Origin of the sequence: Massilia forsythiae (assembly GCF_012849555.1) — a bacterium.
Classification (GTDB): Bacteria; Pseudomonadota; Gammaproteobacteria; order Burkholderiales; family Burkholderiaceae_D; genus Telluria; species Telluria forsythiae.
On sequence record NZ_CP051685.1, the window covers coordinates 3,947,580 to 3,966,593 of the forward strand.

Below are 19,014 nucleotides of genomic sequence, written 5' to 3' on the forward strand. Positions count from 1 at the left end.
GTTGTAGATTAGTTTCCGATTGGCATTACCATCCGTCCTCACCTGAGGTATATATACTTCAGGCGAGGACGGGAGAAAATGAAACTTTAATTTTATTACGTTGAAATCCAGCCATGTTACTGGAGTATATATACTCCAGTACCATGGCTGGGATGAGCCAATTCGAGGAGAGCATCCAATGGCAAAAAGCTCGTTCGACATCGCTAAGAACAACATTGCCTATTACTTTTCGAAATCGCAACAAGATATCTGGAAAGCAAGTGATGTGTCTAAGGTATTTAGCAAACAACGAGACAATTGGAAATTGGCCAAAAGCAGGCCTTCACTTCATTTCTTGAAAAGCTTATTGACGCAGGCATCCTCGATAAATTCGAGTTTCCTTTTCCATATCGTTCGGAAAAGCGCTACGCATTGCCGCAGGTGCCCATGCTCGAAGTGCTACAGTCTCTCAAGCCAAACTCTTATTACACGCATGCCACCGCAGCAGTAGTACATGGTCTAATCGGAACAGAAACAGAACGACGGACAATCTACATAAATCATGAACAAAGACCTCATATAAGAGGGGAACTTGCGGATCAGCCAAGGATCGACGCGGCGTTCAAGACCAAGGCAAGGGTTTCCAGCAACGCAATTAACCTGGGTGGTACAGAGATCTGCATGCTGAACGGTATGCACACAGGACAGCTTGGGGTTATTACCGCCGCTACAAGGCTGCACCAATCCCGATCAGCAACGATCAGAGTCACAGGCTTGGAGCGGACACTGATCGATATTGTTGTACGCCCGTCGTACGCCGGCGGCGTAGAAACCGTTCTTTCTGCTTTTCGTAAAGCGCGGGACAAAGTCGATAACGATCTGCTGATGCACACACTCGCACAGCTCGGGCATGTCTATCCATATCACCAAGCGATCGGCTGGTACATGGACAAAGCGGGTTACCCATTGGCAGCACTTGAACTAATCGCTACGCTGCCTAAGCTGTGCAGGTTCTATGTTGCCCACCAGATGAGCCAGCCATCCTACGACGACAAGTGGGCCTTGTACGTGCCCGCCAGCCTTGCATAGGAAGCAGCTGTCAAGCGGTCATGAGTTGAAAAGGTTTAGCTACTGCCCTTTTACATCCGACCTGTCAGCCCGGCCATCCCGACAGAGCAATGCTGGGGCCTTGAATTCAGAAGGTGATCGGACGCCGTGCACTGTGCGACGAAGCTGCAAGCGAACTGATGTGGTGCTAAAGTGTGGTTCTAAGCTAACCCATTGATTCTTAAGAGTAAAAACGGCCTGCAAAGCCGTGTAGACGGGTTCGACTCCCGTCCTCGCCTCCATTCAGCACTATTTCAGAGCAGCTTTCAGCCTTCTTCAGAAAACTTCCGCAACAGCCGACCATTGCTGTCTGGCATTGGTGTGGCGAAAAATGACGCGGCTACAGCGCACAACTCGAGCAAAAGGCGGATGTATCGAGCTACATGGACTGTCATCGCAGCCATATCGCCTGACTCAGCTGTCAGTCAATCCGGCAGTGCTTTCGGCTTGAACGATGGCGCGGCGCTTCGCCGAGGTGTCGTCACTACGCAACTCGTCGAGCAAACGGTCATATATGACCCTGTCATGCTGCGTAGCGTTGGCGACGTTCAAGGAGTCTAGGAAGTACATGCTGGCGCCCGCAGCGGCATCTTCGTTCGTTTCGGTTAGGACCAGCTCCTTGAAGAAATCGACCGTGGTTTCGTTCGCCGGCGTCCTGTTAATCGCATCGACGACCAACGGTTTCTTGCGCTTGTGGTACGCGGGATAGTCTTCGATCATGTGATTTTGGTAGGTCAGGTCACCCGTGTGATCGACGATGGCTGTCTGGAGCTTGTAGGTATCGCCATATGGGTCGTTGCGGCTTTTCTGTTCCGCTTCCTTGACGATGGGCAAAGCCCGTTCTGCATTCACGAAAAACAGCCACTCGACAGACCACGGAAGTTCAGTCACCAGCAACCGGAATACCTCATCCCGTTCATGAGGTGTCAACCCAATGAATGCTTCGCGACTGTAGCCATCGGCTTTTTCACTGCCGGTCGCATGGTACTGCTTCATGAACATGTCGTAGGCGGCGGTCATTTTTTTACTCCGAACAGCGTTTTGGCTGCGTCACTTTGTGGGTCGATCTTCATCTGGCCTAGAGTTTTACCGCCTTCGCCCATGCTGAATACGTTTATCGAAGTAACTTTTTTTGCCTTTAATATCGCCTGGTATTCTCGGTCCATCCAGGTCTGTCCACCTTTCGGGAATTTATCAGGTGATTGAATGATATCGATGGTGCCTTTGGCGTCCTTCGCGTAGTTCTCGGACACTTTCGCCCCACAGGTCCCAGCCGTGCGGCCCGAGGTCTTTCAGATCCCAAGAAAAGACGTCGTTGATGTCTTTCCAACCATCGATCACCTTGCCACCCGCTGTTTCTTCCAGAATGGTCTTGTCGGTATCCTTCGCAATTTGCCGTGCCAGTTCCTTGCGGCCGAACCAGAACATTTTCTCCTTGTCCGATGTTACGTCGAGCCGCGCAACGATCTCATCGAGTGCTGACCGCTTTTCCGCGACTGTCTTGGCATTTTATGCTGCATCAACATGGGGCTTTAGAATTTTTTGAGCTCCTTCAATGTCGCCTGCTTTGGACAGTTGCGTGATGCGCTCGCGGTCGGCGAGCGCGGTCGCATCGGCAACCTCCTGCACTTTCGTGTTCTTCCCCGGCTCTGGCGCTTTACCGGATCGGGTTTGGGGCGGGGCGGCGGAGCAGGAGGGGGCGCCGGCTTCGAAGGCTTTCTCGTGGAGGCGCCGCCGGTCCCCCCGAGGCATCCGGCCTGACCGCCGATCCGCACAAGCGCGTTGCCGCGACAGAGACTGACAAACATGACAGTTTTTTCAAAAACAATAAAAACGTCTAATGCTCCCATCAACAAACCCTAGTGCCAACCGGAGCAGAGCCGCAATGAACGTTATCGCAGGTAATAGCAAGGCTTTTCCTGAAACCATGTTTTCCCAAATGGCCAGCTACCGCTACAAGGTCTTTATCGAGACCCTTGGCTGGGAACTGCAGACCAAGTACGGTGAAGAGCTCGACCAGTTCGATCGCCCCGATACGGTCTACGTTGTATCGCAAGACGATCAAGGGGCGGTCAACGGCTGCGCCCGCCTGCTGCCGACCAGCAGCCCCTACCTGCTCGGCGATATTTTCCCGCAACTGTTGAACGGTATGCCGTTGCCCTGCAACGACGAGGTCTGGGAACTGTCGCGCTTTGCCGCTGTCGATTTCAATAGCCGCACCGCTACCTCGGCGCTGTCGCAGTTCTCGTCCGAAATTGCGGTCAACTTGCTACGCGAGTCGATCGCCTGCGCCGCGGCGCACGGTGCCAAGCGCCTGATCACGGTGTCGCCGGTCGGCATCGAGCGCCTGCTGCGCCGCGCGGGTTTCCACTGCCACCGCGCCGGGCCGCCAATGATCATCGACGGGCACCCGATCTTCGCATGCTGGATCGAAGTCGAACAGCAGCAACACTGATCGCCGGCCGCGCCGACATGCCGTCGGCAGCAGGACTTCATCTCGACACCACCGCACGCCGCCCAGCCGCATCTCCGCGCCGTGCTCCACGCATGCCACTTGAACGAGGATTGAACGTGTTTCGTGCTTATCCGCTGCTCTTTCGATTTCTTGCTTGGGTGCTTTTGCCCATACTTGCGCTGGGTGCCGCCGCGGCGTGGTATTTCCAATCCAGTAAACCGCAGGTCAGGGGTACCGTGTGGACGAAGGGGCTGGCCGCGCCGGTCACCATGACGCGCGACGCCCATGGCGTGGTTCACATCAAGGCCGGTTCGGAACGCGATGTGTACTTCGCGATGGGCTATGCGCATGCGCAGGACCGCTTGTGGCAACTGGAGTTCCAGCGCCACATTGCACAGGGACGCTTGAGCGAACTGTTCGGACGCAAGGCGGTGCGCCAGGACATCTGGCTGCGCACGCTGGGCCTCTACCGCGCCGCCGAAACCGCCTGGCCCGCTCTCAGCGAAGAGGCACGCGCCTCGTTGACCGCCTACGCCGACGGCATCAACGCACTGCTCGACTCGGGGGCGCCGCTGCCGCCCGAGTTCGCATTACTGGGTGCCCGTCCCGAACGATGGCGGCCGATCGATTCGCTGGCCTGGATCAAGGTGTTCGCATTGAACCTCGGCGGCAACCTGAACCAGGAGATCGAACGCTACCTGGCCGGCCAGGCGCTCGACGCCAGCCAGATGCAGGCGCTGTTCGGCCCGTATCCCGAGGGCGCGCCGACCACCGTACCCGATCCCTTCGGCGCAGAGGGTAAGGCGCGCACCAGCAAGGCGCTGGCCGGTCTGCTCGACCTGCGGCAGCGCATGGAGCAGGATATCCAGATCGGCGGCCGCTTTGTCGGCAGCAACGCCTGGGTCACTGCCGGCCGCCTGTCCGAGGGCGGCAAGCCGATCCTCGCCAACGATCCCCACCTCGGATTGCAGATGCCGTCGCTGTGGTATGCCGTCAGCCAGCAGGGCGGGCGCTTGCAGGCGAGCGGCATGTCGCTGGTCGGCCTTCCCATCGTCCTGTTCGGCAAGAACCAGCGCATCACGTGGGGCGGTACCAACATGATGGCCGACGTCCAGGATCTGTTCGTCGAACAGGTGGACGTGGGTGACCCGGGCCGCTATCGCAGCGCCGGAGGCTGGAAGCGCTTCGCCGCCCGTGAGGAGATCGTGAAGGTCAAGGCCGACTTCCCGGTAAGCCTGCATGAGGCGCTGGCGCCGCTCAAGATCCAGGTGCGCGAGTCCGAGCACGGGCCGATCGTCAGCGACATGCTGAATGTGTTCGACCAGCCGGTCGCACTGCGCTGGACCGCACTCGACGCCGGCGACACCACCTATGAATCCTTTTTCCGCCTCAGCTACGCGAGCGACTGGACTTCCTTCAAGGCGGCCCTCGCACTGCACGTGGCGCCGACGCTGAACATACTGTATGCCGACCAGTCCGGCAACATCGGCTACGTCGGGGCCGGGCACGTTCCGGTGCGCGCCACCGGCAACGGCTCCCTGCCGGTGGCCGACGCCGGCGCGCATGGCTGGACCGGCTTCATCCCGGCCGCCGCCATGCCGCAGAGCTTCAACCCGGAGCGCGGCTACATCGTCTCGGCCAATAACAAAGTGGTCGGCCCGGATTACCCATACTTCATCTCGAACGACTGGGCGCCGCCGGCGCGCGCCGAGCGCATCGAGCAGATGCTGGACCAGGAGATCGCCACCGGCCGCCCGATCAGCCTGGCCTACATGGAAAAGATGCAGTCGGACCAGCAGAACCGCGAGGCGCAGCAACTGCTGCCGATCCTGACTGCGTACCAGCCGCGCACCCAGCGCCAGCGCGACGCGCTGCGCTACCTGGCCGCATGGGACGGCAGCATGGGGCTGGACAGCCAGGCCGCGTCGATCTACATGTCGTGGACGCGGCACCTGCGACGCGAACTGTTCGGCGCGCACCTGGCCGGTTACTGGAACCAGGAAGGCAGGGAGAGCTATCTCAGCGCGGTGGTGGCCAACGCCAGCGCCGAGACGCTGCGCACCGCCTTGACCGACGGGCGCCGCCAATGGTGCGGGCAGGCCGGGGCGGCACCGTCCTGCGCCGCCGCGCTCTCCGCCTCGCTCGACACGGCGCTGGACGAACTCACCCGCCTGAAAGGCAGCGACATGGACGGCTGGCGCTGGGGTGCGCTGCACACCACGTGGTTCAGGCACACGCCGTTCAGCGACGTCAAGCTGCTCGACATGGTATTCACCCGCAAGATGGCCAGCGGCGGCGCTCCGGCAACGGTCAACGCGGCCAATGCCAACTTCGAGGAATCGAAGGGCTATGTACAGGGCTTCGGCGCCGCTTTCCGCCAGATTATCCAGCCCGGGACCGGCCGCCACCTGTACATCAATTCGACTGGCCAGTCCGGCCATCCGCTGAGCGCGCATTACGACGACATGGTGGAACCGTTCGGGCAGGGCCGCTACTTCAATCTGGGCGGCAGCGCATCAGCGGGCGCGCAAGCCGTGCTGACACTGGCGCCGCTGCGCTGAACAAGGAACCGATATGAAGCTGTTCGATGCTTTCAGCCAGAAAGCACCCAACAAGGTGTTCTTCTCGATCGTGCTGGGCGCCCTTGCCGGCGTCTGCTACGCCTTCCTGATACCTACCGTGCTCGACAGCCTGGCGCCTGATCCCGGGCGCTACGCCACGGCCGGCAGCAGCGTCGAGACCATAGCCGGGGTCGAGGTCGCCCATTACCGGCTGGCGGCGGTATTCCTGTTGACCTGCGCATTCATCCTGTTCGCGCGCTCGTTCTCGCAGATCATGCTGCTGCGCGTGTCGATGGACGTCGCCACCAGCCTGCGCATCAGGATCTACCACCGGATCGCGAGCGCGCCCATCGTCCAACTCGAACGCATGGGGTCGCCGAAGCTGATCGCCGCGCTGACTACCGACGTCGCCCGCATCGTCATGGGGGCGCGCATGCTGCCCGACCTGTTGATCAGCATCGTCACTCTGGTCGGCATGCTCGGCTTCCTGCTGTACATGAACGCGGCGGTGTTCTGGTTCGTGATGGGGGCGATCGTGTTCGGCGTCGTGAGCTACCAGATTCCGATGTACTTCGGTAACCGCTACTTCGTGCGCTCGCGCCATGTTGCCGATGATTTGCAGGAGTCGATCCGTGCGCTGATCTACGGCGCCAAGGAGCTCAAGCTGAACCAGAACAAGCGCGCCAGCTTCTTCGACGAACTGCTGATCGAGCACGAACGCAAGATCCTCCAGTATGACAAGCGCGGCTTCACCATCGTGCGCGCCGCGATGAACTATGGTGACCTGATCAGCTTTTTCGTGATCGGTGCAGTGACCTTCGTGTTCGTCAATTATCACAGCGTCAGCAGCACCGAGCTGCTGGGCGTGATCATGGCCCTGCTGTATGTGACCGGCCCGGTCACCAGCATCCTGAACTTCATCCCGCAGGTGATCGTGGCCCGCGTCTCGCTCAACAAGGTGACCCAGATCCTCGACGAGTTGCCCGAGGAAGAGGCCGAGCAGCACCCGGTGCTGGATTTCGACTGGCAGTCGATCGTCTTCAAGGACGTGTGTTACCAGCACCCGCATGCGGGCGAGGGAAGCGGCTTCCAGGTGGGGCCGGTCAGCCTGGAGCTGGAACGGGGGCAGGTCACCTTCATCGTCGGCGGCAACGGTTCCGGCAAGTCCACGCTGAGCAAGCTGATGACGCTGCATTACCTGCCGCAGTCGGGCAGCATCCGCTTCGGCGACGTCGAGGTCGATCCGCGCACACTGGTCAGCTGCCGCCAGCAGATCGGCGCGATCTTCACCGACTACTACCTGTTCGACCGCCTGCTGGGCCTCGGCGGCGCCCAGGTGCAAGAGCGCGTCATGGGCTACCTGTCGGCGCTTCAGCTGGACCACAAGGTGACGATCAAGGACGGCCGTTTCTCCACGCTGGCGCTGTCGGACGGGCAGAAGAAGCGCCTGGCGCTGCTGGTTTCGCTGCTCGAGGACAAGAGCCTGTACCTGTTCGACGAATGGGCCGCCGACCAGGATCCCGTGTTCAAGCAGGTGTTCTATCAGACCCTGTTGCCCGAACTACGGGCGCGCAACAAGGCCGTGGTGGTCATCAGCCATGACGACCGCTATTTCGACGTTGCCGACAAGGTACTGGTCATGGAAGACGGCAGGCTGGCGCGGGTCGAACTGGTTTCCGGCGCCACGCGCACCAAGGCCGCGCTAGCCGGCAGCGTGTCGGCCGCCGCCTGAGCGAGTGCCGCCGGGCGCGCCGTCCGGCGCGCCGCTTTCCATCAATCGCATCAACTTCATCAGACTTCGAGGTTTGCATGACCACTACACATGCCCGTTTTCCGCTGACGCTGAGCCAGGCGGACATCTATTTCGACCAACTGCATCATCCGGCCAGCCCGCTGTACAACGTGGGGGGTTTCATCCGCTTCGGCCGGGTGGACGCGGCGCGCATGGCCGAGGCCCATCGCCGCCTGGTACTGGGGCACGACGCGTTCGGAATCCGTATCCTCAGCGACGGCGGCGAGCCGGTCCAGATCCTCAGCGCGGAACGCAGCACCGGCCTGCCGCTGACGGACTTCAGCTGCGCCATTGATCCGGCCGCGACGGCAAGGCAATGGCTGGCGGACCTGTTCGAAACCCCCGTCCCGTTCGAGAACGCCGAGTTGTTCCGCGCCGCACTGCTGAAGATCGGCGCGGCGGAATACTGGTATGTGGGTTTCGCACACCACCTGGCGATGGATGGGTGGGGCTTCGCCAACTGGGCGCGCCAGTTGGGCAAGTATTACAGCGACGGCGCCCTGGAAGCAGCCGATCCGCTGGCGTGGCCCGCGGTGGCCGCGGCCGACCAGGACTACGTCAACGGCGAGCGCTGCGCATCCGACCGGGCGCACTGGCAGGCTTGCCTGGCCGGCGTGCCCGAACGACTGCTGTCGCCCTTGCCGGGCGCCGCCGCCGATACCAGCGCGCGTCACGTGCTGACACTGTCCGCTTCCCAGTCGGATGCCGTGGACGCGATGGCGCACCGGCTCGGCGTCGGGCGCGCGCCGGTATTCGCCGGGCTGCTGTCCGCCTACCTGTACGGCTGCTGCGATCGTAGCGACTTCGTGCTGGGCATGCCGGTGCATAACCGCCCGGCGCATGCGTACAAACAGATGATCGGCGTGTTCACCAGTATCAGCCCGGTGCGCGTGCAGGCCGACCCGCAGGCGAGTTTCGGCGCACTGGTAGGCGCATTGTCCGAACGCCTGCGGCGCGACCTGCGCCACCAGCGCTATCCGCTGGGTCACATCGTGCGCGACCTCGGGCTGCAGGGAGGCAGCCGGGCGCTGTACGACATCGGCTTCAATTACCTCAAGCTCGACAGCAAGCTGGCGATCGACGGGGTCCCGGCCACGCTGGTCTACCTCAGCCACAACCACGAGCCGACGCCTCTCATGGCGACCATCTGGGAATACGGCGACCAGGCCGAATCCGAGATCCAGCTCGACTACAATCTCGGCTACTTCAGCGCCGCCGATATCGCACTGGCCGCGGAGCGCCTGTCGCACATGCTCGACATGCTGCCCGCCATGGCCGACGCGCCGCTCGGCACCATCGAGGTCATGCCGCCGGAAGAGCGCGCGTGCCTGCTCGACCGTTTCAACCCGGCCTCCGCACCCCCGCCGGCGCAGTGCATCCACCAGTTGTTCGAGGAGCAGGCCAGACGCGCGCCCGCGACGGTGGCGGTGGTGTGCGAGGGCGAGGCGCTGAGCTACGGCGCCCTCAATGCACGGGCCAACCGCATCGCGCACCGGCTGCGTGCCGAGGGCGTGGGACCGGACACCCTGGTCGGCCTGTGCGTCGAGCGCTCGGCCGACATGGTGGCGGGCATGCTCGGCATCCTGAAGGCCGGCGGCGCCTATGTGCCGCTGGACCCGGCCTATCCGCGCGCGCGTCTCGAATTCATGGTGCGCGACAGTAACGCACCCGTCGTGCTGACCCAGGCGCGGCTGCTGGACACGCTGCCGCTGGGCGGCGCGCTGGCCCTGTGCGTGGACCGCGACGACGACTTCGCCGGCCGGAGCGAAGCCGATCCGGACGCCGCGGCGGTGGGCGTCACGCCGGCGCACCTGGCCTACCTGATCTACACCTCGGGTTCGACCGGGGTGCCCAAGGGCGTGATGATCGAGCACCGCAACACGGTGGCGCTGCTGGACTGGGCGCACGCGCATTTCAGCGCGGCCGAGCTGCGCGCGGTGCTGGCGAGCACTTCGCTCAATTTCGACCTGTCGGTGTTCGAAGTCTTCGTGCCGCTCAGTTTCGGCCACCGCTGCGTGGTGGTGCGCGATGCGCTGGCCCTGCTCGAGGAGGATTGCGACGTCAGCCTGGTCAACACGGTGCCGTCGGCAATGAAGATGCTGCTGGAGCGGGGTAGGGTGCCGCGTTCGGCCGAAGTGATCAACCTGGCCGGCGAACCGCTGCCGCAAAAGCTGCTCAACGGCCTGTTCGCGGGCACCGGCTGCAGGAAAGTGTGGAACCTGTACGGTCCGTCGGAAGACACGACCTATTCGACCGGCGCCATGTTCACCGGTCCGGTCGAGGGCATCCCCGGCATCGGCCGGGCGGTGTCGCATACCCGGCTGCACGTGCTGTCCGCCAGCGGCAGGCTGCTGCCGGTGGGCGCGGTGGGCGAGCTGTACATCGGCGGCGCCGGGCTGGCGCGCGGTTACCTGAACCGCGCCGAGCTGACGGCCCTGAAATTCGTCGACGATCCCTTCGTGCCGGGCGAGCGCCTGTACCGCACCGGCGACATGGTGCGCTGGCTGGACGACGGCACCCTGGCCTTCCTCGGCCGCGCCGACGACCAGGTCAAGATCCGCGGCTTCCGCATCGAACTAGGAGAAATCGAAACCCGGCTGTCGGCCCAGCCCGGGGTCGCCGAGGCGGTGGTGGTCGCGCACGGCGAGGAAGGCGGGCGCAGGCTGGTGGCCTACGTGGCGGCGCGCGAGGCCGACGCCGACGGCGCGGCGCTGGGGGCGCGCCTGCGCGCGGCGCTGTCCGAGACGCTGGCCGACTATATGGTGCCGGGCGTATTCGTCGTCATGGATGCGCTGCCGCTGTCGCCGAACGGGAAGATCGACAAGCGCGCGCTGCCCGAGCCGGACATGCAGGGAGCGGGAACCTTCGTCGCCCCGGCAACGCCGACCGAGCGCGCGCTGGCCGCGATCTGGCAGCAGCTGCTCGGTTGCGAGCGCGTCAGCACGGAGGCGAACTTCTTCCACATCGGCGGCCACTCGCTGCTGGCCACCCGCATGACGGCGGCGGTCGCCGGCCAGCTGCATGTACGGCTGGCGCTGCGCGCCGTATTCGAGCATCCCCGGCTGGACCGGCTGGCCGCCTTCATCGACGGCAGCCGGAAGGACGCGCACGAGACGATCCCGCTTGCAGGACGCGAGGTGCCGCTGGCCCTGTCGCCCATGCAGCAGCGCATGCACTTCCTGCATGGACTGGCGCCCGACGTGGGCCATTACAACATGCCCGCCGCACTGCGCCTGGAGGGGGCGCTCGACGTGCGTGCGCTGCGGCGGGCGCTGGACGGCATCGTCGGCCGCCACGAGGTGCTGCGTACCGTCTACGACGATGGCGCAACGGGGCTGGCGCAGCGAGTCCTGCAGCCGCATCCGGTCGCACTCGACATGCACGACCTTTCGGCCTGCACCGACCCCGCCGCAGAAGCGGCGCGGCTGGCACGCTGCGAGGCGGCGCGCCCGTTCGACCTGGCGAGCGGCCCGATGCTGCGTACCAGCCTGTTGCGGCTGGGGCCCGGCGAGCACGTGCTGCTGGTGACGTTGCATCACATTGCGGCCGACGGATGGTCGGTCGGCGTCATCGTGCGCGAACTGCGCGTGCTGTACGCCGCGCACTGCGCGGGCGGCACCGACCCGCTGCCGCCGCTGCCGGTCCAGTATGCCGACTATGCCCAATGGCAGCGTAGCCAGGCACGGGGTACGCGCATGGCATCGCAACTGGCACACTTGCGCGCGCGCCTGGACGGGCTGCCGCGGGTGCACAACCTTCCGCTCGACAAGCCGCGCCCGGCGCAGCAGGACTTCCGCGGCCAGCAGCACGTCGAGCATGTCGGTCCCGCCATGCTGGCGCGCCTGAAAGCGCTCGGCAAGGCGAACGACGCCACGCTGTTCATGGTGCTCCAGGGCGCGTTCGCCCTGCTGCTCGGAAGGTGGAGCAACGAAACCGATATCGTCATGGGCAGCCCCGTTGCCGGGCGTACGCACAAGGACACCGAGGGCCTGGTCGGGCTGTTCGTGAATACGCTGGTACTGCGCACCGCGATCGCTCCGGGCGAGGATTTCGGCGCGCTGCTGCGGCAGGCGCGCGCGACCCTGCTGGATGCCCACGCCAACCAGGACCTGCCGTTCGAGCAACTGGTCGATGCGCTCCAGCCCGAGCGCAGCCCCTCGCACGCGCCGCTGTTCCAGGTCATGTTCTCGATGCGCGACGACGATGCCGCGGCGCTGCGTATGCCGGGACTGGAGGTCAAGGCACTGCCCGTGGAGCACGTGCCGGCCAAGTTCGACTTGGAGCTGACCGCCGCCGAATCCGCGGAGGGTCTGGTGCTGGCCTGGAACTCCGCGGCCAGCCTGTTCGACCCCGCGACCATTGTCCGCATGGCCGCCAGCTTCACGGTCCTGCTCCAGGCGATTGCCGACGCACCGGCCATGCCGGTCGGCGAACTGGCGATGCTGACCGCGGCCGACCGCGACCGCCTGCGCGGCTGGAACGCCGCTGGCGGCGCCGCGCCGCCGGCGCAGTGCATCCACCAGTTGTTCGAGGAGCAGGCCAGACGCGCGCCCGCGACGGTGGCGGTGGTGTGCGAGGGCGAGGCGCTGAGCTACGGCGCCCTCAATGCACGGGCCAACCGCATCGCGCACCGGCTGCGTGCCGAGGGCGTGGGGCCGGACACCCTGGTCGGCCTGTGCGTCGAGCGCTCGGCCGACATGGTGGCGGGCATGCTCGGCATCCTGAAGGCCGGCGGCGCCTATGTGCCGCTGGACCCGGCCTATCCGCGCGCGCGTCTCGAATTCATGGTACGCGACAGTAACGCACCCGTCGTGCTGACCCAGGCGCGGCTGCTGGACACGCTGCCGCTGGGCGGCGCGCTGGCCCTGTGCGTGGACCGCGACGACGACTTCGCCGGCCGGAGCGAAGCCGATCCGGACGCCGCGGCGGTGGGCGTCACGCCGGCGCACCTGGCCTACCTGATCTACACCTCGGGTTCGACCGGGGTGCCCAAGGGCGTGATGATCGAGCACCGCAACACGGTGGCGCTGCTGGACTGGGCGCACGCGCATTTCAGCGCGGCCGAGCTGCGCGCGGTGCTGGCGAGCACTTCGCTCAATTTCGACCTGTCGGTGTTCGAAGTCTTCGTGCCGCTCAGTTTCGGCCACCGCTGCGTGGTGGTGCGCGACGCGCTGGCCCTGCTCGAGGAGGATTGCGACGTCAGCCTGGTCAACACGGTGCCGTCGGCAATGAAGATGCTGCTGGAGCGGGGTAGGGTGCCGCGTTCGGCCGAAGTGATCAACCTGGCCGGCGAACCGCTGCCGCAAAAGCTGCTCAACGGCCTGTTCGCGGGCACCGGCTGCAGGAAAGTGTGGAACCTGTACGGTCCGTCGGAAGACACGACCTATTCGACCGGCGCCATGTTCACCGGTCCGGTCGAGGGCATCCCCGGCATCGGGCGGGCGGTGTCGCATACCCGGCTGCACGTGCTGTCCGCCAGCGGCAGGCTGCTGCCGGTGGGCGCGGTGGGCGAGCTGTACATCGGCGGCGCCGGGCTGGCGCGCGGTTACCTGAACCGCGCCGAGCTGACGGCCCTGAAATTCGTCGACGATCCCTTCATGCCGGGCGAGCGCCTGTACCGCACCGGCGACATGGTGCGCTGGCTGGACGACGGCACCCTGGCCTTCCTCGGCCGCGCCGACGACCAGGTCAAGATCCGCGGCTTCCGCATCGAACTAGGAGAAATCGAAACCCGGCTGTCGGCCCAGCCCGGGGTCGCCGAGGCGGTGGTGGTCGCGCACGGCGAGGAAGGCGGGCGTAGGCTGGTGGCCTACGTGGCGGCGCGCGAGGCCGGCGCCGACGGCGCGGCGCTGGGGGCGCGCCTGCGCGCGGCGCTGTCCGAGACGCTGGCCGACTACATGGTGCCGGGCGTATTCGTCGTCATGGATGCGCTGCCGCTGTCGCCGAACGGGAAGATCGACAAGCGCGCGCTGCCCGAGCCGGACATGCAGGAAACGGGAACCTTCGTCGCCCCGGCAACGCCGACCGAGCGCGCGCTGGCCGCGATCTGGCAGCAGCTGCTCGGTTGCGAGCGCGTCAGCACGGAGGCGAACTTCTTCCACATCGGCGGCCACTCGCTGCTGCTGACCCAGATGATCCATCTGGCCGCGCAGCGGGCCGGCCTCGTCATTGGCGTGCGCCAGGTATTCGCCAACCCGACCATCGCAGGCCTGGCCGCGGCTCTCGACGCGGGCGGCGCGGGCGACCGGCTCCGGCACGAGGCCAGCGCCGGGCCGGCGCCGCTGTCGGCTGCGCAGCAGCGCATCTGGCTCGCAGGCCAGATACAGGAGGATGCGGCGGACAACAATATCGTCGGGGCGGTGCGCATGGCACGCCGCATCGAACCCGGCTTGACGCGCGCCGCGTTCGACGTGCTGGCGCGCCGCCACGACATCCTGCGCACCGTGATCGAAGTGTACGAAGATGCGGTGCGCCAGCAGGTACAGCCGGAGCCGGTGTGCGAAATTGCATGGCACGACCTGCGCGGCCGGCCCCACGCCGACGTCGCGCTGGCTTCCCTGCTGCGCGAACACGGTGCGAGACCGTTCGATACCGGCCGCCTGCCGCTGGTGTCGCTGCTGGTGGCGCAGGACGGGGACGACACCTGCGTGGTCCAGGTCAGTATCCATCACATCATTGCGGACGGCTGGTCGCTGGTGCTGTTCTTCGACCAACTGATGGACGCCTACGACGTCCTGGCGGCCGGCACCGGCACGATCGCCGGGACCGGTGCGCCACAGCTGGGCTACCTCGATTACGTCGCCTGGCAGCAGCGCTTCCTCGCGTCTCCCGAAGCGCGCCGCCAGGAAGATTTCTGGCGTGCCTACCTGAAGGGCGCGAGCCAGCAGATCCTGCTGCCGTTCCAGTCGCCCATGCCGACCCGCGATGGCGCGCGCGGCGAGGTGATCCGCCGGCGCGTCGGCGCTTCGACCCGCGCCGGCCTGCGAGCGCTTGCCGGCCAGGCACGCGGTTCGCTGTTCAACGTGATGCACGCGGCGCTGGCACTGCTGCTCGGCCGCGTTTGTGCCGAAGCCGACCTGAACATCGGCATTCCTGTCAGCGGCCGCCATATCGCCGGTTCGGAAGGCGTGCTCGGCATGTTCCTGAACAACCTGCCGCTGCGCAGCCGGATCGACCTGCGGCAGCCGTTCGACGCCTTTCTCGAGGCGCAGGTGGCCAACGCCGCCGAGGTGCTGTCGTGCCAGGACCTGCCGTTCGAACGCATCCTGGCATTGAGCGGTACGGCGCGCAACCCAGCCAGCACGCCGCTGTTCCAGGTCTTCCTGAACATGCTCAGCCTGCCGGACGCGCGCGACGGACGGCGCCTGCTGAACGAGGCGTCGGACATGGTGGGCGCGCTGGGCAGCAAATTCAACCTGAGCCTGTACGTGAGCGACGGCGACGACGACGGTATCAAGCTGTACTGCAGCTTCAACGAAAAGCTGCTGGCGGCGCGCGATGTCGAACTGCTGCTCGAACAGTATGTCTACCTGCTCGACCAGGTGGCGGCCGACGGTGCCCGCCTGTGCGGCCACTACCTGCTCAGGGCCGGCGCGGCCGGGGTGCAGGCGCCGCCGATGCTGGCCGGCGCCACCTTGCCTGACCCGACCCTGCCGATGATCGAGACCGATTGGATCGGGTCGGTGCAGCACAATTTCGGCCAGGTTGCCGCGCGCTGGCCAGCGCGCCTGGCGATGGCATGCTCGGGCCGCACCTGGACCTACGGCGAACTGGATCGCATCACCGGCGTGTATGCGACGCGGCTGCAGGCGCTCGGCGTGCGTCCCGGCGACGTGGTCGGGATCATGACCGAACGCCATGACGCACTGGTGATCGCGACCCTGGCCATCCTGAAGGCCGGTGCGGCCTTCATGATGCTGTCGCAGGCGGTGCCGCCGCTGCGCGTGCTCCAGCAGATCGAGGCGGTGCCGCCGTGCTGCGTCGTCACCCTGGCGCAATCGGCGCGGCTCGACCCGGTGATCGCCGGCCACCTCGATGCGTCCGGCTGCGCGCGGCTGGAAGTGGCGGCCGACCGCGCCCTGCTCGACGACGGGTCCGGACCGGCGTTCGAAACGGTGGCGAGCGGCCCGGACGACCTGGCCTACATCGCCTTCACCTCCGGCACCGAGGGGGCGCCGAAGGCGATCCGCGGCCGCCACGGATCGCTGACCACCTTCATGCCGTGGATGGCGGCGCGCTTCGGGCTGACGCCGGACGACCGCTTCGGCATGCTGTCCGGCCTCGTCCACGACCCGCTGCACCGCGACATGTTTACGCCGCTGTGCATGGGCGCTGCGCTGTACGTGCCGGAGGAAGCCGACCTGGCGTTCTCGCACCTGAACGATTGGCTGCTCGAGCACCGCATCACGGTACTGCACCTGACCCCGAGCCTGGGCACTTTCCTGTGCAGCGTGTGTGAGCGCCCGGTCGGGACACTGCGGATCGCCTTCTTCGTCGGCGAGATCATCACCACGGGGCACGTGCGACAGTTCTGCAAGGCCGCCCCCAACATGCGGGTGATTAACATCTATGGCTCGACCGAGACCGGGCGCGCCATCAGCTACCATGACGTCGACGCCTACCAGGATGCGCAAGCCTACTGCACCGACGTGATCCCGGCCGGCATCGGTATCCGCCACGTCCAGCTGCTGGTCCTTAACGACACGATGACGCCCTGCGGTGTCGGCGAGCTCGGCCAGATCGCCGCGCGCAGCCGCTACATGTCGCTCGGCTACCATGAGGACGCCGCGTTGAATACCGCCAAGTTCGTGCCTAATCCGTACGGCGGCGACCCGGCCGACATCGTCTATCTCACCGGCGACCGCGGTCGCTACCGGCGCGACGGGGTGGTGGAATGCCATGGCCGCACCGACCGGCAGATCAAGATCCGGGGCTTCCGGGTGGAGCTGTCGGAAATCCAGGTGTGCCTTATCCTGCATCCCGCGGTCGCGCAGTGCGCGCTGTCGACCTGGCGCGACGCGCTGGGCGAGACGGCGATCGTGGCCTATGTGGTGGCGGCGCAGGACGGCGCGGCGACGGTGGATAGTATGGCGGCGTTTCTCGCGCAACGCCTGCCGGACTACATGCTGCCGTCCGAGTACATGTTCCTCGACGCGCTGCCGCGCAACGAGAATGGCAAGCTCGACCCCAAGCGGCTGCCGCCGGTCGTGCCGCGCCCGGCCGCTGCGCCGAGCGCGCCCGAGACCGCCTTGGAAGCGCAGTTGCTGTCGATCTGGCAGTCGGTGTTCCGGCGCGAAAGCATTGGCGTGCAGGACGATTTCTTCAAGATCGGCGGCCATTCGCTGATGGCGACCCAGTTGTTCGTGCGGATCGAGCGCGAGTTCGGCCTGCGCATGGATTACAAGAGCTTCTTTGCCGCCAATTCGATCCGCGCCGCGGCCGCGCGCATCGAGACTGCGCGCCTGGCGGCGGGCGTGCGCCGCGCAGGCGCGGGGAGGGCACGCCAGATCACCCTGTAATGGTCGACAGGTCGGCCGCGCCGTCCCGCGCTCTGCGGGGCACGCGGCCTTTTTTCTGTCGACCCACCTGTCAACAGCAGCAGCTATCAAACACCGGAGCACTACCTACAATCCCCTGACGATTGATGCCAAAGAACAATCGATTCATGAGACGAAAGGGATTGGATGGAAACGACGGACCGCTTTGCGAACAACCGATTCTATTCGGCGCGCTTCCAGCAGCTTGGCCACGAATGGGACGCAAACCCCGCGCTGCGCAGGCTGCGCCTGGAACTGGACCGTCCAGCGGTGGCCGAATGCATGCGCGACTATCCGTACGCCGTATCGCCGTGGCCGGTCATCATTTCGGCCGAACGGGTGGCCGAGTTCGAACACCTGATCGTGCGCCTGCCGGCCCTGTACCTGAAGGCGGTCCGGATCATGTTCGGTACCGACGCCGATGCATTCGCGCGTTACCTGAACGAGCCGGCCGTGATCCATGAGATCCTGCTGCGTACCCAGGCCGATCCGCGCCAGATGCTCAACCGCCACGATGTCCTGTATTCGAACGGCCAGCTCAAGCTGATCGAGGTGAACGCGGGGTCGACCATCGGCGGCTGGCAGCTTAGCTGGATCGAGCCCCAGTTCCGCGAGATCCTGGCCAGCGGCGCCACCACCGCGCGCTGGGCCCTGGATTACCGCAACATGGTCGACACCATGTTCGCCGGTTTGTTCGACGCCATCGCGCGCCAGCAGCCCGGCGGCGGCAACGGCAACATCCTGTTGCTGGTGATCGGAGCCGAGCAGGAAGAACAGGAGGCACGGCTGGCGCCGTTCGCCGGCACGTTCGAACGCATGCGTCCCGCGCACTGGCCGCGCGGCCGGATGATGATCTGCACCGACCCGTCCCGGGTGGAATTCGACGGCAACGGCACGGTCAGCCATGCTGGCGAACGCGTGGATGCGGTCCTGCTGCTCTCGCCCGAGGGCGCTACCGTCAAACCGGCCATAGAGCTGCGCCTGGTGAGCGCCCACCTGGCCGGCCGCGTGGTGATGCCGGACAGCCCCTTGTACACGCTGTTCGGCAACAAGGCGCTGATGGCGCTGCTGCACGAGCCGGCGCTGGCGCCGCACCTCGATGCTGGCGAACGTGCACTCGTCGAGCGACACATTCCCTTCACCGCCCGCATGGGCGCCGCCTCGGCGCAGTGGCGCGGCCGCGCATGGGACCTGGGCGCGCTGCTGCTGGCGCACAAGGACGACTTCGTGATCAAGAAATCGCATTCGCTGCAAGGGCGCGATGTCCATGTGGGCAAGTTCTGCGGCAGCGACGAATGGGCAGCGGTGGTCGAGCGCAAGCGCGGCGCCGAGGATTGGCTGGCCCAGGAGTATTGCAGCGCCGACACGGTGGTCGCGCCGGACGCGCACGGCGAGCTGTCCGAATGGTCGTTCATCTGGGGAATCTTCGATGCCGGGGGGCGCTACGGTGGCGCCTTCGTGCGCGGGATGCCCGTGAATAACCGTCGCGGCGTCATCAACTCTGCCACCGGGGCGGTCGAGTTTCCGGTTTTCGAAGAAGCAGCAAAGAAAAACAAAGTCACATTATGAACCGATGGGAGCTGA

The 19,014-nt window shown here is 65.3% G+C and carries 9 protein-coding genes; 6 read left to right on the plus strand and 3 right to left on the minus strand.

Annotated elements, in window-relative coordinates:
- Positions 1-297: 297 nt before the first annotated feature.
- Positions 298-1,068, plus strand: coding sequence for a type IV toxin-antitoxin system AbiEi family antitoxin domain-containing protein (locus HH212_RS17010; protein WP_170203538.1), 771 nt, complete (start codon positions 298-300; stop codon positions 1,066-1,068).
- Between the two features lie 432 nt (positions 1,069-1,500).
- Here HH212_RS17010 and HH212_RS17015 read toward each other — a convergent pair whose 3' ends face one another.
- Genes HH212_RS17015 through HH212_RS17025 form a run of 3 tightly spaced genes read right to left on the minus strand, consistent with a single transcriptional unit; the run spans position 1,501 to position 2,514 of the window.
- On the minus strand, positions 1,501-2,106 hold the full coding sequence (locus HH212_RS17015; RefSeq protein WP_170203539.1) for a hypothetical protein: 606 nt from the start codon (positions 2,104-2,106) through the stop codon (positions 1,501-1,503).
- The gene (locus HH212_RS17020; RefSeq protein WP_170203540.1) at positions 2,103-2,339 is read right to left on the minus strand and encodes a hypothetical protein; all 237 of its coding nucleotides are present in this window, start codon (positions 2,337-2,339) and stop codon (positions 2,103-2,105) included. The genes HH212_RS17015 and HH212_RS17020 overlap by 4 nt, the downstream gene beginning before the upstream one ends.
- Positions 2,281-2,514 (minus strand): hypothetical protein, encoded by a 234-nt coding sequence (locus HH212_RS17025; RefSeq protein WP_170203541.1) that lies wholly within the window; start codon positions 2,512-2,514, stop codon positions 2,281-2,283. The genes HH212_RS17020 and HH212_RS17025 overlap by 59 nt, the downstream gene beginning before the upstream one ends.
- A gap of 457 nt (positions 2,515-2,971) precedes the next feature.
- Between HH212_RS17025 and HH212_RS17030 the strand changes: the two genes are divergently transcribed.
- The 5 genes from HH212_RS17030 (at position 2,972) to HH212_RS17050 (ending at position 18,999) form a co-directional block, all read left to right on the plus strand.
- Complete coding sequence (locus tag HH212_RS17030) at positions 2,972-3,541, plus strand: acyl-homoserine-lactone synthase (RefSeq protein ID WP_170203542.1); 570 nt, start codon at positions 2,972-2,974, stop codon at positions 3,539-3,541.
- 236 nt (positions 3,542-3,777) lie between these two features.
- Positions 3,778-6,102 (plus strand): penicillin acylase family protein, encoded by a 2,325-nt coding sequence (locus HH212_RS17035; protein ID WP_170203543.1) that lies wholly within the window; start codon positions 3,778-3,780, stop codon positions 6,100-6,102.
- A gap of 13 nt (positions 6,103-6,115) precedes the next feature.
- Positions 6,116-7,834 carry a cyclic peptide export ABC transporter gene (locus tag HH212_RS17040; RefSeq protein WP_170203544.1) on the plus strand — a complete coding sequence of 573 codons (1,719 nt, stop codon included), beginning with the start codon at positions 6,116-6,118 and terminating at the stop codon, positions 7,832-7,834.
- 77 nt (positions 7,835-7,911) lie between these two features.
- Positions 7,912-17,412 (plus strand): non-ribosomal peptide synthetase, encoded by a 9,501-nt coding sequence (locus HH212_RS17045; protein ID WP_170203545.1) that lies wholly within the window; start codon positions 7,912-7,914, stop codon positions 17,410-17,412.
- A 165-nt stretch (positions 17,413-17,577) separates the two neighbouring features.
- Complete coding sequence (locus tag HH212_RS17050) at positions 17,578-18,999, plus strand: hypothetical protein (RefSeq protein WP_170203548.1); 1,422 nt, start codon at positions 17,578-17,580, stop codon at positions 18,997-18,999.
- The last annotated feature ends 15 nt before the right edge of the window (positions 19,000-19,014 follow it).

What these genes read in the sequence shown, in the direction of transcription:
- HH212_RS17045 (WP_170203545.1), top strand. Translation starts at nt 7,912, where the DNA reads ATGACCACTACACATGCCCGTTTTCCGCTGACGCTGAGCCAGGCGGAC.
- HH212_RS17025 (WP_170203541.1), bottom strand. Translation starts at nt 2,514, where the DNA reads ATGTTCTGGTTCGGCCGCAAGGAACTGGCACGGCAAATTGCGAAGGAT.
- HH212_RS17040 (WP_170203544.1), top strand. Translation starts at nt 6,116, where the DNA reads ATGAAGCTGTTCGATGCTTTCAGCCAGAAAGCACCCAACAAGGTGTTC.
- HH212_RS17030 (WP_170203542.1), top strand. Translation starts at nt 2,972, where the DNA reads ATGAACGTTATCGCAGGTAATAGCAAGGCTTTTCCTGAAACCATGTTT.
- HH212_RS17015 (WP_170203539.1), bottom strand. Translation starts at nt 2,106, where the DNA reads ATGACCGCCGCCTACGACATGTTCATGAAGCAGTACCATGCGACCGGC.
- HH212_RS17050 (WP_170203548.1), top strand. Translation starts at nt 17,578, where the DNA reads ATGGAAACGACGGACCGCTTTGCGAACAACCGATTCTATTCGGCGCGC.